This is a genomic window from Pseudomonas sp. TH15 (assembly GCF_016651105.1).
Classification (GTDB): Bacteria; Pseudomonadota; Gammaproteobacteria; order Pseudomonadales; family Pseudomonadaceae; genus Aquipseudomonas.
On sequence record NZ_JAEKEL010000001.1, the window covers coordinates 935594 to 951140 of the forward strand.

The 15547-nt window shown below is 59.7% G+C and carries 13 protein-coding genes; 7 read left to right on the forward strand and 6 right to left on the reverse strand.

Translation table 11 applies throughout. The annotated features are described in order from the left end of the window. On the reverse strand, positions 1-1416 hold the full coding sequence (locus JFT87_RS04320; protein ID WP_201199131.1) for an acetyl-CoA carboxylase biotin carboxylase subunit: 1416 nt from the start codon (positions 1414-1416) through the stop codon (positions 1-3). Positions 1417-1606: 190 nt separating this feature from the next. On the opposite strand from JFT87_RS04320, the gene JFT87_RS04325 reads away from it, so the two are divergent. Continuing rightward, entirely contained in the window at positions 1607-2569 is a 963-nt protein-coding gene (locus JFT87_RS04325) for a LysR family transcriptional regulator (protein ID WP_201199132.1), read from the forward strand. Here JFT87_RS04325 and JFT87_RS04330 read toward each other — a convergent pair. The 3 genes from JFT87_RS04330 to JFT87_RS04340 all read right to left on the reverse strand — a co-directional run bounded on the left by JFT87_RS04330 (position 2511) and on the right by JFT87_RS04340 (position 6794). After that, on the reverse strand, positions 2511-2723 hold the full coding sequence (locus JFT87_RS04330; protein ID WP_201199133.1) for a PA3496 family putative envelope integrity protein: 213 nt from the start codon (positions 2721-2723) through the stop codon (positions 2511-2513). The genes JFT87_RS04325 and JFT87_RS04330 overlap by 59 nt on opposite strands. 195 nt (positions 2724-2918) lie before the next feature. Next, entirely contained in the window at positions 2919-3785 is an 867-nt protein-coding gene (hexR, locus tag JFT87_RS04335) for a transcriptional regulator HexR (RefSeq protein WP_008027445.1), read from the reverse strand. A 135-nt stretch (positions 3786-3920) separates the two neighbouring features. After that, complete coding sequence (locus tag JFT87_RS04340; protein ID WP_201199134.1) at positions 3921-6794, reverse strand: EAL domain-containing protein; 2874 nt, start codon at positions 6792-6794, stop codon at positions 3921-3923. A gap of 258 nt (positions 6795-7052) precedes the next feature. On the opposite strand from JFT87_RS04340, the gene uvrD reads away from it, so the two are divergent. The 4 genes from uvrD (at position 7053) to JFT87_RS04360 (ending at position 11422) form a co-directional block, all read left to right on the forward strand. After that, positions 7053-9239 (forward strand): DNA helicase II, encoded by a 2187-nt coding sequence (gene uvrD / locus JFT87_RS04345; RefSeq protein WP_201199135.1) that lies wholly within the window; start codon positions 7053-7055, stop codon positions 9237-9239. 140 nt (positions 9240-9379) lie between these two features. After that, positions 9380-9820, forward strand: coding sequence for an EamA family transporter (locus JFT87_RS04350; RefSeq protein ID WP_201190686.1), 441 nt, complete (start codon positions 9380-9382; stop codon positions 9818-9820). 177 nt (positions 9821-9997) lie between these two features. Next, positions 9998-10867: a Tim44 domain-containing protein gene (locus JFT87_RS04355; protein WP_201199137.1), complete on the forward strand. Its 870-nt coding sequence runs from the start codon at positions 9998-10000 to the stop codon at positions 10865-10867. Positions 10868-11014: 147 nt separating this feature from the next. Then, positions 11015-11422, forward strand: coding sequence for an SMI1/KNR4 family protein (locus JFT87_RS04360; RefSeq protein ID WP_007943369.1), 408 nt, complete (start codon positions 11015-11017; stop codon positions 11420-11422). A gap of 21 nt (positions 11423-11443) precedes the next feature. Here the strand turns inward: JFT87_RS04360 and JFT87_RS04365 are convergent, their stop codons facing one another. Continuing rightward, positions 11444-13207: a cation:proton antiporter gene (locus JFT87_RS04365; protein ID WP_201199139.1), complete on the reverse strand. Its 1764-nt coding sequence runs from the start codon at positions 13205-13207 to the stop codon at positions 11444-11446. 285 nt (positions 13208-13492) lie between these two features. On the opposite strand from JFT87_RS04365, the gene JFT87_RS04370 reads away from it, so the two are divergent. Continuing rightward, a complete protein-coding gene (locus JFT87_RS04370; protein ID WP_201199141.1) occupies positions 13493-13975 on the forward strand; it encodes an acyl-CoA thioesterase in 483 nt (160 codons plus the stop codon). Positions 13976-14123: 148 nt separating this feature from the next. Here JFT87_RS04370 and pdxY read toward each other — a convergent pair whose 3' ends face one another. Beyond that, on the reverse strand, positions 14124-14996 hold the full coding sequence (pdxY, locus tag JFT87_RS04375) for a pyridoxal kinase PdxY (RefSeq protein WP_201199143.1): 873 nt from the start codon (positions 14994-14996) through the stop codon (positions 14124-14126). Positions 14997-15116: 120 nt separating this feature from the next. On the opposite strand from pdxY, the gene JFT87_RS04380 reads away from it, so the two are divergent. Then, on the forward strand, positions 15117-15530 hold the full coding sequence (locus tag JFT87_RS04380) for a DUF3301 domain-containing protein (protein ID WP_201199145.1): 414 nt from the start codon (positions 15117-15119) through the stop codon (positions 15528-15530). Positions 15531-15547: the final 17 nt, after the last annotated feature.

Here is a 15547-nt window from a genome sequence, read left to right on the forward strand (position 1 = left end):
TCACAGGCCTGCGTGGGCGGCGATGGCGGCGGCGATGGCCAGGGCCAGCTCTTCGGGTTTGCGCTTGATCGAGTAGTTGGTCAGTTCAGGGTGGCTTTCAACGAAGCTGGTGTTGAACTGGCCGCTACGGAATTCCGGGTTACGCAGGATTTCCTGGTAGTACGCGGCGGTGGTCTTGACCCCTTGCAGACGCATGTCGTCGAGGGCACGCAAGCCACGGTCCATTGCCTCTTCCCAAGTCAGCGCCCACACCACCAGTTTCAGGCACATGGAGTCGTAGAACGGCGGGATGGTGTAGCCGGTGTAGATCGCCGTGTCGGTACGAACGCCAGGACCGCCGGGTGCGTAGTAACGGGTGATCTTGCCGAAGCTCGGCAGGAAGTTGTTTTTCGGGTCTTCGGCGTTGATCCGGAATTGCAGCGCGAAACCGCGATGCTGGATGTCTTCCTGTTTCACCGAAAGCGGCAGGCCGGACGCGATGCGGATCTGCTCACGCACAATGTCGATGCCGGTGATTTCTTCGGTGATGGTGTGTTCCACCTGCACCCGAGTGTTCATCTCCATGAAGTACACCTCGCCCTCGGCGAGCAGGAACTCCACGGTACCGGCGTTCTCGTAACCCACAGCCTTGGCCGCACGCACCGACAGGTCGCCGATGTAGGCGCGCTGTTCCGGGGTCAGTTGCGGGCTCGGGGCGATCTCGATCAGCTTCTGGTTGCGGCGCTGAATCGAGCAATCACGCTCGAACAGGTGCACGACGTTGCCAAAGCTGTCGCCGAGGATCTGCGCTTCGATGTGTTTCGGATTGACGATGCACTTTTCCAGGAACACTTCCGCCGAACCAAAGGCCTTGGTCGCTTCGGAAATGACCCGTGGGAATGCTTGTTCAAGATCTTCTCGGCTGTCGCAGCGACGGATACCCCGGCCGCCACCACCGGAGGTGGCCTTGAGCATGACCGGATAACCGATGCGGTCGCCTTCAACCAAGGCTTCGGCGATGTCCGCAACGTTGCCCTCGGTCCCGGGAGTGACCGGTACGCCCGCCTTGATCATGCTGCGACGGGCTTCAGTCTTGTCGCCCATGCGGCGGATCACTTCAGCCGATGGACCGATAAACTTAATGCCGCGCTCGGCGCAGATATCTGCCAGCTCAGCGTTTTCCGACAGGAATCCGTAGCCGGGATGCAATGCATCACAACCGGTTTCCACTGCCAGATTTACCAATTTGCGCGCATTCAGGTAACCCGCTAGTGGCTCGGCACCGATGCTGTGGGCCTCGTCCGCACGCTTCACATGCAAGGCATGGCGGTCGGCGTCGGAATAGATCGCGACCGAACGAATGCCCATCTCGGCGCAAGCACGCACGATTCGTACGGCAATCTCACCACGGTTGGCGATCAGGATCTTTGTTATCACTTGGAGGTTCCCTTGAGCCGGTGGTACCCACGACCTGCTAGACCAGGTCGACGCGTGACTAAATGTTTCAATTTAGTCGCAGCCCCACACTAGCCCCCATGAGGGATTAACAAAAATGATTAATAATTGGGTTAGGCATAAGTAAAGACTTATAGTTGAATCACCAGCCTGCGGCGAGACTACTTATAAAATGCGTAAGTCCTTGATGCGTATGACATTACGTCAATTGCAGATCTTCAATGAAGTCTGTGATTTGAGGTCCTACAGCCGCGCGGCTGACGAAATGTCCCTCACACAACCTGCCGTGAGCCTACAGATTCGTCAACTTGAGGAGCTGATTGGCCAACCTTTGTTCGATTACGTCGGCAAAAAACTCTACATGACCGAAGCCGCGGAAGCGCTTCAGCGTGCCAGCCGAGACATTTTCGGGCGCCTGGAAAACCTCGACATGCAGCTGTCGGACATGCAGGGCTCACTGCAAGGGCAGCTGAAACTGGCGGTGGAATCCAGCGCCAAGTATTTCGTGCCGCACTTGTTTGCCGCGTTCAAGCGCCAGCACCCGGAAGTGAACCTGCAACTGACCGTGGTGAATCGCGGCCAGGTCATCCGGCGCCTCTCGGACAACCGTGATGATCTGGTGATCATGTCGATGGTGCCGCAGGACATGGGGCTGGAGTTCCTGCCGTTCCTTAACAACCCGATCGTCGCCGTGACACCGCCGGAACATCCGCTGTGCCACATGGGGCCGCTGCGCTTGCAGGATCTTGAGCCTTACACGCTGCTGATGCGCGAACCAGGGTCCGGTACGCGGATGGCGTGCGAAGAGTATTTCAAAGAGAAGCGCGTGCACTTCACCCAGACCCAAGAGGTCGCGTCGGCCGAAGCCCAGCGTGAATGTGTGTTGGCGGGTCTGGGCGTCGCGCTGTTGACGCGCCACGCCCTGAACCTGGAGTTGGCGACCGGCGGACTCATTGAGCTGCCGGTCGAAGAACTGCCGCTGTATCGCAGCTGGTGCCTGGTGCAGGCCAAGGCTAAACGCCTGTCACCGGTGGCTCACGCGTTCCTTGCGTTTATCCGCAGCGAACGGGTGCAGATCAGCGCGCTGGTTGAGCGTTTCGACGGGAAGCTACGGGAGCTGCCTGCCAGTAGTTGAGTTCCAGTTCGTCAGGAAAATCGCCAATCTCGGCCAGAAGCTGACGGCGTTCGGAGCGATCTTCGATGGCGCGGCGGAATTCCATGCGGCGCTGGTCTTCTTGCTGACGACGGGTTTTCAGGGCGCTGTTGCGTTCTTCGTAGGGCTGGGCCATTTCGAGTCTCCCAAGGCGATTACGGGAGTTACACGATGAACGCTGGGGATGACGGTTTGGCGGCGGGCGGGTTACAGGGATGTGAATATTGCCGGGTTCTGCAGGCGGGGCAAAAGCAAAGATCGCAGCCTTCGGAAGCTCCTACAGGGGAATGTGAACACCCGTAGGAGCTGCCAAGGCTGCGATCTTTGGATCTTAGTCGTCCAGCGCTTTCACCGACTTGGGCGACAACCGCAAGCTACGAAGGCTGCGCTTGACGCTTTTCAGGTGATTAACCAGGCTCGGCCCGCGCGCCATGGCCACGCCCATCGCCAACACGTCGATCACCACCAGATGGGCGATGCGCGAGGTCAGCGGCGTGTAGATTTCGGTGTCTTCATGCACATCGATTGCCAGGTTGACGGTCGACAGCTCGGCCAACGGCGTCTGGCTCGGGCACAAGGTGATCAACGAGGCGCCGCTTTCACGCACCAGGTTCGCAGTGATCAACAAATCCTTGGAACGCCCGGACTGGGAAATACAGATCGCCACGTCGGTCGGCTTCAACGTTACCGCCGACATCGCCTGCATGTGCGGGTCGGAATAGGCCGCTGCGGTCAGCAACAAACGGAAGAACTTGTGCTGGGCATCCGCCGCCACCGCACCCGACGCGCCAAAGCCATAGAACTCGACGCGCTGGGCCTGAGACATCAGCGACACCGCCCGCTGCAATTCGACCGGATCGAGCTTCTCGCGAACCTCCATCAACGTGTGCAGCGTGGTGTCGAAGATTTTCAGGCTGTAGTCAGCGACCGAATCGTCTTCATGAATTGCGAACTGCCCGAAGCTCGCACCGGCCGCCAGACTCTGGGCCAGCTTCAGCTTCAAGTCCTGGAAACCGGAACAACCAATGGCGCGGCAAAAGCGCACGATGGTCGGCTCGCTGATGCCCACACTGTGGGCCAGGTCGGCCATGGAACTGTGCATCACCGCCGCAGGATCAAGCAGCACGTGGTCGGCGACCTTGAGCTCCGACTTGCGTAACAGGTGGCGTGACTGGGCGATGTGTTGCAGCAGATTCAAAGGGGTCGACTCTTTGTTATTGGCAGGTGCCGGGGATGTAGCACGCTTGTAGTTATACTACATGAATCGGCTTTTTGCCCGTTCAATGCGTAACAACATCCCCCCATTTCAGGCGCGATGGCGTGCATGTAGCCCTTAATACGGATTGCTCTGTTCGCGTAAAAGCCCGGCCAGAACGGCGGCATCCACAGGCCGACTGATCAGATAACCCTGCACTTCATCACAACGCTCGGCGGTCAGAAAATCCAGCTGCTGCTGGTCTTCCACGCCCTCTGCGACAACCTTGAGCGACAACCCATGCGCCATCGCAATGATCGCCCGGGTAATCGCCGCATCCTCGCTGCCCTCCCCCAAGCCCCGGATAAACGCCTGATCGATCTTCACGTAATCCACTGGAATACGCTTGAGGTAGCTCAGTGATGAATAGCCAGTACCAAAATCATCAATCGCCAGTTTCACACCCAGATCACGCAACTGCTGGAAGGTCGCGATGATGTGTTCGACGCTGTCCAGCAACTGGCTTTCGGTGAGTTCCAGTTCCAGGTGGTGCGGCGCCAGACCGGTTTCCTCCAGCACCTGGCGCACCAGACTGACCAGTTTTCCCTGACGCAATTGATGCACCGACAGGTTGACCGACACCCGGATTGGCTCAAGCCCCTGGCGCTGCCATTCGCAGGCTTGCCAGCACGCCTGACGCAGCACGAACTCGCCAATCGGGCCAATCAACCCGGTCTCCTCGGCCAAGCCAATGAAATCGTTTGGAGGCACCGAGCCCATTGTCGGGTGGTCCCAGCGCACCAAAGCTTCGGCGGCGTTCAGCCGGCCGGTGGCGAGGCAGAGTTTCGGTTGGTAAAACACCTTCAACTGCTTTTCTTCGATGGCTTTGCGCAACTGGTTCTCGAGCTGCAAACGCTCAAGGGTGCTGGCTTGCAAGCTGTCGGTGTAGAACTGGAAGTTGTTACCGCCCAGGTGCTTGGCATGTTGCATGGCCATGTTCGACTGACTGACCAGCGCGGAAATTTCTCTCGCGTTGTCCGGCAACAGGCTGATGCCCATGGACGCACTGACCACCAGTTCATGGCCGTCGACCGTCAACGGCAAGCGCAGCTTGGTCGACAACCGGGTTGCCACCCGCGCCAGGCTCGACAAGTTGCCGTAGGCGTCGAACAACACCGCGAACTCGTCACCGGACAGCCGCGCAATGGTGTCCGCCTCAGGCAACGCATTCACCAGCCGCCGAGCCATTTTCTGCAATAGCTGGTCGGCGATCTCATGGCCAAGGCTGTCGTTGAGCAGCTTGAAACGATCCAGATTGATGTGCAGCAACGCGAGGCTGCGCCGACCGCCCTGACGCACTCGCTGATGAGCCTCGCGCAGCCGTTCATGGAACAGCGAGCGGTTGGCCAGGCCCGTGAGTTCGTCGTAATGGGTCAGGTAGCGCATACGCTCTTCGGATTCGCGCCGGGCGGATAGATCGGCGAAGAAGCCTACAATATGACTAACCTTTCCCCGAGAATCGCGTACTGCGTTCAATTGCAGCCATTGCGGATACAGCTCGCCATTCTTGCGGGTTTCCACCAGCTCACCCTGCCAACTGCCGTGTTGCTCCAGTGCCTGATGAATCGCGGTGTAGTGCCGGCGGGCATCCCGACTGCACGGCAACTCCACGACGTTGCGCCCGAGCATGTCCTCGATGTCGTAGCCGGTTACCCGGCTGAAGGCTTGGTTGACGGCGATCAGCGCGTAATTCGGGTCAAAGATCACGATGCCTTCGCTGGCTGCCTCGAACACCGTGGCCGCCAGTTGCCGCTGTTCCTCCAGGCTTTTGCTGGCACTGATATCGCGGCGAGTGCCGACCATGCGGATCACCCGGCCAGTTTCGCTGCGCTCCACCGCGCGGCCACGGTCTTCAATCCAGACCCAATGGCCGTCGCCATGCCGCACGCGGTATTCGATCTGATAATCCTCGCTGCGGCCCTTCAAGTGCTCGACCAGCGCGCGCTTGAGGGACGGCACATCGTCCGGATGCAGACGTGGCCTGAGGTGGCTGAGCATGGCGGTCACGTACTCCGGCGCCAGGCCGAACAGCTCCTGGAGCTGGGTGTGATGGACTTCGTCGGTTTGCAGGTTCCAGTCCCACAACCCGAGTTCACTGGCTTTCAATGCCAGCGCCAGGCGTGCCTCGCTTTTGCTCAAGGCTTCGGTGGCGGCGCTCAGCTCCAGACTGCGCTCGGCGACGCGGTGTTCCAGTTCGACCTGGGCTTCACGCAATTCTTCTTCAGCGCGGCGGCGCTGGTCGATTTCCTTGGCCAGTTCGTAATTGAGTTGGTCGCCCTGGGTTTGAGCGTGCTGCAAATGCTCGATCAACGCCTGATTCTGGAAGCGCCGCAACAATCCGCGATCAATCAGCCGATTGACCTGCCAGGCCACGACGCTCAACGAGCCCAGCAAAATCAGCCCGAACCAGCCCCAGCCCTGCTGCTGTTCATCACCGCCCCAGAACATATAGCCGATGGGCGGCAACAGGCAGGGCAAGGTAAAGGAGAGAAATGCCGGCAGGCTGACCGCGTAGGCCACGCTGGCCGAGAGAGCGGCGGCGCCGATCAGGCCGAACACCCAGGCTTGCTGGATGAAGGTGTCCGCGGGCACCAGGGCAATGCCGGCACCGGCGAGGGTCAGGCCGGTCATGGCCGAACCCAGTAAAAACATGCGAATCCAGACTGGATGGGCCTGACGGTTGGGAATCGCCGAATCGAAGGCCGCGACCTGAATCACTCGCAGCGCCACCAGTGACAGCAACCAGACCAGCCAGACGCTGACCAGGAAATAGCGTTGCGGGCTCCAGAGCAAACCGGCGCAGACCAGACCGTTGATTAGCATGAACAGCGTCGGCAACAGCGAGCCCTGGTAAAGCAGGCGCGTGCGTTCGACCGCCATTTCCATAGCGTACTGTTTACGAATAACCCGGGGCTCCACAGAGGGGCCCGACAGGTCGGAGCTGAGGGTCATAGGCAATGTTCTTGTTCTTATAATGAGCGTGGTGAGCCCGAATTGTGCACGGAGCATACACAAGCAAAGGCCGGGACCAAACCGCCCCAAGTGACAAAGTAGACCAAAGTATCGACCGCTGACGGCGGTATAAAAGTGTCCAAGCGAGCCCCGCCGCCGCTTGCAGCCAGTGACCGACCGGTCGTCCTCCCTTCATCTTTCATCGGCTAAATCAAAGCGGGGTTTGCCCGGTGTGACGCTGCCCCCTAGAATGCCCCGATGCGCGATGATCTCTCCCTTCTGCTGAACTCCCTCAACGATGCCCAACGCCAGGCCGTAGCTGCCTCCGTGGGTCGTCAGTTGGTCCTGGCCGGTGCTGGTTCCGGTAAAACCCGAGTGCTGGTGCACCGTATCGCCTGGTTGATCCAGGTCGAAAACGCCTCGCCCCACTCGATCCTGTCGGTGACCTTCACTAATAAGGCCGCTGCCGAGATGCGTCATCGCATCGAGCAGCTGATGGGTATAAACCCGGCCGGCATGTGGGTCGGCACCTTCCACGGCCTGGCGCACCGCTTGTTGCGGGCGCACTGGCAGGAAGCCGGGCTGAGCCAGACTTTCCAGATTCTCGACAGCGACGACCAGCAGCGGCTGGTCAAGCGGGTGATCCGCGAGCTGGGTCTGGACGAGCAACGCTGGCCGGTCCGTCAGGCCCAGTGGTTCATCAACGGGCAGAAAGACGAAGGTCTGCGCCCACAACACATTCAAGCCAGCGGCGATCTGTTCCTGGCCACCATGCGCAGCATTTATGAAGCCTACGAGGCCGCGTGCCTGCGCGCCGGTGTCATCGACTTCTCCGAACTGCTACTGCGCGCCCTCGACCTGTGGCGCGATAACCCGGGGTTGCTGGCGCATTATCAAAAGCGCTTCCGGCACATTCTGGTGGACGAGTTCCAGGACACCAACGCCGTGCAGTACGCCTGGTTGCGGCTGCTGGCCAAGGGCGGCGACAGCCTGATGGTGGTCGGCGACGACGACCAGTCGATCTACGGCTGGCGCGGGGCGAAAATCGAGAACATCTATCAGTACTCCGACGACTTCCCGGACGCTGAAACCATTCGTCTGGAGCAGAACTACCGTTCCACCGCCGGCATCCTCAAGGCTGCCAACGCCCTGATCGCCAATAACACCGGGCGCATGGGCAAAGAGTTGTGGACCGATGGGGGCGAAGGCGAAGCAATCAACCTGTATGCCGCGTTCAACGAACACGATGAAGCACGCTACGTGGTGGAAACCATCGAAAGCGCGCTGAAAACCGGCTTGGCTCGCAGTGATATCGCGATTTTGTACCGCTCCAACGCCCAATCCCGCGTTTTGGAAGAAGCCTTGCTGCGCGAGCGCATCCCGTACCGCATCTATGGCGGTCAGCGCTTTTTCGAACGGGCGGAAATCAAGAACGCCATGGCCTACCTGCGCTTGCTGGAAGGTCGTGGTAACGATGCGGCGCTGGAGCGGGTGATCAACGTCCCGGCCCGCGGCATTGGCGAGAAAACCGTCGAAGCGATTCGCGACCACGCGCGTCATAGCGATGTGTCGATGTGGGAAGCCATGCGTTTGCTGGTCGCCAACAAAGGCCTGACCGGCCGTGCTGCGGGCGCCTTGGGTGGGTTTATCGAGCTGATCGAGAACCTCGCCGCCAAGTGTATGGAAATGCCGCTGCACCTGATGACCCAGACGGTCATCGAGCAGTCCGGGCTGATCGCCTATCACGAAGCGGAAAAAGGCGAGAAAGGCCAGGCCCGGGTAGAAAACCTTGAGGAACTGGTCAGCGCTGCGCGCAATTTCGAGAAAGCTGAAGAAGAAGACGAGGACCTGACGCCACTGGCCGCATTCCTCGGCCACGCTTCGCTGGAAGCCGGCGACACGCAGGCTGACGAACACGAAGACAGCATTCAGCTGATGACCCTGCACAGCGCCAAAGGCCTGGAATTCCCTTACGTGTTCCTGGTGGGCATGGAAGAAGGCTTGTTCCCGCACAAGATGAGCCTGGAAGAACCCGGCCGTCTTGAAGAGGAACGCCGTCTGGCCTACGTCGGTATCACTCGGGCCATGCAGAACCTGGTCATGACCTACGCTGAAACCCGACGCCTGTACGGCAGTGAGACCTACAACAAGGTCTCGCGTTTCGTACGTGAAGTGCCCAAAGGCCTGATTCAGGAAGTGCGGCTGTCCAACAGCGTCAGCCGTCCGTTCGGCGGTGGTCAGCAGCAGAGTTCCAGCAGTTTGTTCGGCGGCAGCGAAATCCCGGACACAGGCTTCAGCCTCGGCCAGGCTGTTCGGCATTCAGTGTTTGGCGACGGCGTGATCCTGAACTTCGAAGGCGCCGGGGCCCAGGCTCGGGTGCAGGTGAATTTTGGCGAAGGCAGCAAGTGGTTGATGCTTGGCTATGCCAAGCTCGAAGCGATCTAAAGCCGGTTTCGCTTTTCTGGGGGAGCGATTCTGCTCGCGAATGACGTCACCGTGGTTGATCTGATAAACCGCAGTGCGGCTTTCGCGAGCAGGCTCGCTCCCACGGGGTCAGGTGTTGGCGATTGATCAAGGATATGTCGATGGGCTCAGGCTTTTTTTCTTCCTGGACATTCTGGGCCCTGCTGTCAGCGGCATTCGCCGCCATGACTGCAATCTTCGCGAAGATCGGCATCGAAAATGTCAATTCCGACTTCGCCACCCTCCTGCGCACCATCGTGGTATTGGTCAGCCTGGCCTTGATTTTGTACGCGACGGGCCAATATCAGTCATTAGGATCGATCTCTGCCAAAAGTTACCTGTTCCTGCTGCTATCAGGACTGGCGACTGGCGCCTCATGGATTTGCTACTTCCGCGCGCTGAAACTCGGCCCGGCCTCGCTGGTCGCTCCAGTGGACAAGCTCAGTGTGGTGTTGGTGGCCGTCCTCGGCGTGATCCTGCTGGACGAGAAACTCGACCTGCGCCAATGGGGCGGAATTGGCCTGATCACCGCCGGAGTGGTAATGCTCGCGTTGCGACGCTGAGCAAACTTCCGGCAGAACCTATCCACTTGTCCTACAGACAAAAGTACAAGGCCTTATTGCCCCGACGTAGCTGAACGCAACCTGTCAGGCAAAAGCCCGAAACACTCTGCCGCTAGCCAGTGTCACTTCAGCTGTGCAACATGGCGCGCGTGCCATCCACAAATGGGAATTCCCTTTATGAAACGTTTTCTTAGCATCGCCATGGCGTTGTGCATCGGCCTGACGATGAGCCTCGACGCCAACGCCAAGCGCTTTGGTGGCGGCAAAAGCGTCGGCGCTGCGCCGACCCACCAAACCAGCCAAATGGCCCCTTCTTCCGCCGCGGGCGGCGCTGCGGCGACCGCTGGTGCTGCCGGTGCCGCAGGCGCTGCGGCCAAGGCCGGCGGTGCTTCGCGCTGGCTCGGCCCTCTGGCCGGTATCGCTGCCGGCGGCCTGCTGGCCTCCATGTTCATGGGCGGTGGCTTCCAGGGCATGCAGATCTTCGACATCCTGATCATGGCGGTCATTGCCTTCTTGATCTTCCGCTTCATCGCCGCCCGTCGCCGCAAGCAGCAGGAGCACATGGCTCCGGCTGGCGCGCCGATGCAGCGTGAAGTGTTCGAGAACAAGCCTGCCAGTGGTTCGATCTTCGGCGGTTCGGCTGCACCTGCTGCCGCTCGTCCGGTGATCAATGCTCCGGCCTGGTTCAATGAACAGAGCTTCGTCGAAGCGGCCCGCAACCACTTCCAGTCCCTGCAGCAGCATTGGGACGCCAACGAAATGGACAAGATCGCCGAGTTCGTGACCCCGCAGATGCTGGAGTTCCTCAAGCGCGAACGTGCAGATCTGGGCGAAGGCTTCCAGTCCACCTACATCGATAACCTCCAGGTACAACTGGATGGCGTGGATGATCGGGCGGACAAGACTATCGCCACCCTGACCTTCAGCGGTGTGTCGAAGACTTCGCGCTTCGACCAGGGCGAAGTGTTCAGCGAAAGCTGGAACATGGAACGTCCACAGGGCGAGAACCAGCCTTGGCTGGTCGCCGGTATCCGCCAGAACGGCTGAACCGACGCGCAATAAACCTGTCGCAATATTGGCGCAATCAAAACCCCGGCCTCGGCCGGGGTTTTCTATTTCGCGGTTGCATCTATAGCGAGCTACTGTATAAACCGCCCCAACTAAACCGCGCCATCAAGCAAGAGGATCCCGGACGTGGAAGAAATCATCGAACAACTGCGTGAAGCCAACGAACCGGTACCGGTCCCCTTGGAGTTGCCCGACGAAGATCAGATCGTGGAAATCGAAGAACAACTGTTCATCGACATTCCATTTGTCTTCAGAGAATTTTTGCTGACTGTCAGTGATGTGGTCTACGGCAGCCTGGAGCCGGTGACTGTCACCGACCCGCAATCCCACACCTATCTGCCGGACGTTGCCGCCAACGCTTGGGACGCTGGCGTTGATCGCAGCATGATCCCGATCTGCCAGGACGGTGACGACTACTACCTGGTTGAAGAAGACGGCACCGTGGTGCTGTGGCAGGCCGAAGAAGAGCTGATTGCCGAAGAAACCTGGGAATCGGTGTGGCACTGGGCGCGGGACGTCTGGCTGGAAAGCTGATACGCCTGACGCCCCAGGTGGTCAATGCCCGGACGATTCCTTGTGGTTGTCCAGGGTTTCCAGCAGGGCTACCTGCATGCGTGTATGCACGCGGATGAACCAGCGCCAGAGCAGCGCCGCCACGGCGGCCGCGACGACGGCGATCAGTACCAGCAACTTGTTGGTCGGCAGAATACTGGCCGACAAGGCTGCCAGCAGCAGGAAGATCACCAGCAGCGAGAGGATCGGGATCACTTCGGCGATCACCCGGCGCACTCGCTGCGTGTGGCGGCCCGCCATCTCTGGCTTCACGCCCATCTCTGCCAATAGCATCGACAGTGCCTTGAGCTTGCGATAGGCGGCGATCAGGAACGGCAGCGACAACAGCAACGCCCCACCCCAGATCAACGCTTTCTGCCAGCTCGGGTCACTGATCCAGCCTTGCAGGTAAGCCGACATACGCTCGGCGAAAAACGCGCCCGAGAAGAAAATCGCGATCACCAGCGCCAGATTGACCCCAACCTGCAACAAAATCCGCCGAATCATCGACGCCAGCAGCGCGCCCTCGCCTTGCGGCTGAATGCTGCGCAGCCACTCGCCATACATCCCCAGCACCCGACCGAGACGTTTGGGCACCGCTGCCGCCAGTTTGATCGACAGTGGGTCGGCCGCGCGGATCAAATACGGCGTCAGCAGTGTGGTCAGGACCGATACCGCCACGGCCACCGGATAGAGGAAGTTGCTGGTGACCTGCAAGGTCATGCCAAGCGCGGCGATGATGAAGGAAAATTCGCCAATCTGTGAAAGACCCATCCCGACCCGCAGTGAGGTTCGTCCGTCATTGCCGGCGATAAGCGCCCCGAGGCCGCAGGACAGCATCTTGCCCAGCACCACCGCCACGGTGATCACCGCGATTGGCCAGGCATATTGCAGCAGGATCATCGGATCAAGCATCAGCCCGATGGCGACGAAGAAGATTGCGCTGAACAGGTCGCGAACCGGCTCGATCAGACGTTCGATCTTCAGCAACTGCCGGGATTCGGCCATGATCGCGCCAATCAGGAAGGCGCCGAGGACCATGCTGTATTCGAGCTTGACCACCAGCAGGCAAAAGCCGAAACACAGGCCCAGTACGGTAATCAGCAGCATTTCATTGCTTTCGAATTTAGCCACGTAGGCCAATAGCCGCGGCACCAACAAGATGCCGATGACCAGTGCGACGATCATGAACAGCGAGAGCTTGCCGACGGTCGAGAACACTTCGCCGGAACTGACCGTACCGCTGACTGCGATGCTCGACAGCAAGGCGATGATGCCGATGCCGAGGATGTCTTCGACAATCAGCACACCGAAGATCAACTGGGCGAAGCGCTCGTTCTTCATCTTCAGGTCGTTGAGGGCCTTGACGATGATGGTGGTCGAGGAAATCGCCAGGATCGCCCCCAGGAACAGCGAATCCATGGTGTTCCAGTCAAACCAGCGGCCGATTTCGTAGCCGATCCAGATCATCAGCACGATTTCCAGGAACGCCGCGATAAACGCCGTGGCTCCAACCTTGAAGAGCTTGCGCAGGCTGAACTCCAGGCCCAGGCAGAACATCAGGAAAATCACCCCGAGTTCAGCGAGGGTCTTGATGGTTTGTTCATCGTGGATCAGGCCGAACGGTGGCGTGTGCGGGCCAATAATGAAACCGGCGACGATATAACCAAGAACCACCGGTTGTTTGAAACGATGAAAGAGCACGGTTACCACGCCTGCGACCAACATGATCACTGCCAGGTCTTGAATGAAACTGATGGCATGCATGGTATGGCGCTCCTTGGGTGATAGTGCTCAAACGGCAGACGCAGGAAAGGTCTGTTGAACCAGAGTAAAAATCTGCTTATGGCGTAGGAATCGTCCTTGGGATGGGCTTTTGAAGGGTAACACCGCGACTTCCGGCAGAAAGGCGGCGCAATATATGGAAACAGATCGATCAAGGCGTGACGGCAGCCACTTGCCCGGCGTCCCGATAACTGTTGGTTTTGAAAAGCCGACTACGCACCCGCAGAGGTGCGCTCCCGAAAACCCGCCTTGACCCGTGAGAACGCTATGGAACCCGGAAACGCCCAACTGTCGATGACGGTATTGATGACCCCCGACATGGCCAACTTCTCTGGCAATGTCCACGGTGGCACCCTGCTCAAATACCTCGACGAAGTGGCCTACGCCTGCGCCAGCCGTTATGCCGGCCGCTACGTGGTGACCCTGTCGGTGGATCAGGTGATTTTCCGCGAGCCGATCCATGTCGGCGAGCTGGTGACGTTCCTGGCGTCGGTCAACTACACCGGCAACACCTCGATGGAGGTGGGCATCAAGGTGGTGACCGAGAACATCCGCGAACGCTCGGTGCGCCACACCAATAGCTGCTTCTTCACCATGGTCGCGGTGGATGACCAGCGCAAACCGGCCGTCGTCCCGCCGCTGCAGCCGGAGAACAGCGAAGACAAGCGTCGCTTTATGCAGGCCCAGCAGCGTCGGCAGATTCGCCAGGAGCTGGAAAAGCGTTATCAGGAAATCAAGGACGACGCCTGAGCTGTTCAGTCAGGTTGAGGGTGTTCTTTAGATAGCCTTCGCGAGCAAGCCCGCTCCCACATTGGTTCTGCGGTGTGCACACATTTTGTGCAACTCAGCAGAACCAATGTGGGAGCGGGCTTGCTCGCGAATGGGCTCGACGCCGAACTCAGAGACTGATCGGGGTCGCTTCGAACCGCACCCGAGGATGTGCGATCCGGTCCTGCGCCCGCACCAGTTCCAGCTCATAGCTGGCGCACGCCTGGGTTTCCAGCAGCACCTCATGCACCGCAGCCGCGGTGAACTCGAACGCCGCCACCAGGCTGTCGCCCAACAGCACGCGAGCCAGGAACAGCCCGGACGTCAGGTCGCCCACGCCCACCGGCTGCCGCGGAAACGCCAACAATGGCCGACGCAGGTGCCAACTCCCTTCAGCGGTCACCAGCAGCATCTCGAAAACCTCTTCAGGTTTGCCGGGATAGTCCAGATGCTTGACCAGCACAGCCTTCGGCCCACGCGCCATCAGCGCTCGCGCCATGGCCAGGCAATCGAACAACGACTGCGGTTTGCGCCCTGAGAAGCTGTCCAGCTCCAGCTGATTCGGGCACATGAAGTCGGCGACGGCCGCCGCTTCCTCCAACAGGAAGTCACTGACCTCGACCGGCACACTGCAGCCCTTCTCCGGGTGTCCCATCACCGGATCGCACAAATACAACGCCTTGGGGTTGATCGACTTGATCCGCGCCACGCCCGTAAGGATCGCCCGGCCCTGGGCCGCACTGCCGAGATAACCCGACAACACCGCATCGCAGTTGCCCAGCTCACCAATCGCCGCGATGCCTTCCACCAGCTCGGGAATCTGATGCGGTGGCAGTATTTCACCTGCCCACTGCCCGTATTGCGTGTGGTTGGAGAACTGCACGGTGTTGAGCGGCCAGACATTCACCCCGACCCGCTGCATCGGGAAAACCGCGGCGCTGTTACCGGCGTGGCCGAACACCACGTGGGACTGGATGGCGAGCAGATGGGGCGTACGTTTCATGCGGTGAGTTTTCCGTAAAACGAATGAAATTCGAGCCGCGCAGTATGCGACTAAACGCAGCCTGTACGACAGACCAGCGACGCAGTTAAGCTGGCACTATCTTGTTGGAGCACCCTGTTGATGCTGACCCTCGGAAATATCTTCGTGCTGATGCTGCTCGCCACCGGCGCCGCGTGGCTGTGGCACAACCACGGCTTGCGCGAACGTGCGCTGGAGCGGGTCAAACAGCATTGCGCCAAGCTCCAGATCGAGCTGCTGGACGGCAACGTGGCGTTGAAAAAAATCGGTTTTATCAAAGACGCGAACGGTCGCCGACGCCTGGCGCGGGTGTATAACTTTGAATTCACCGTGACCGGCGAGACCCGTCATAACGGGACCATCACCCAATTCGGTGCGCACAGCGCGCAGATCGAACTGGCGCCCTACCCGATGCCGTTTGACGACACCCCAGCGGTGGTTGATGTGGTGAGGCCTCGTGCGGAAGTCATTGAGCTGAGCCAATGGCGGCAGGAACACACGAAGTGGAAGCCCTGAAAGATCAAAAGATCGCA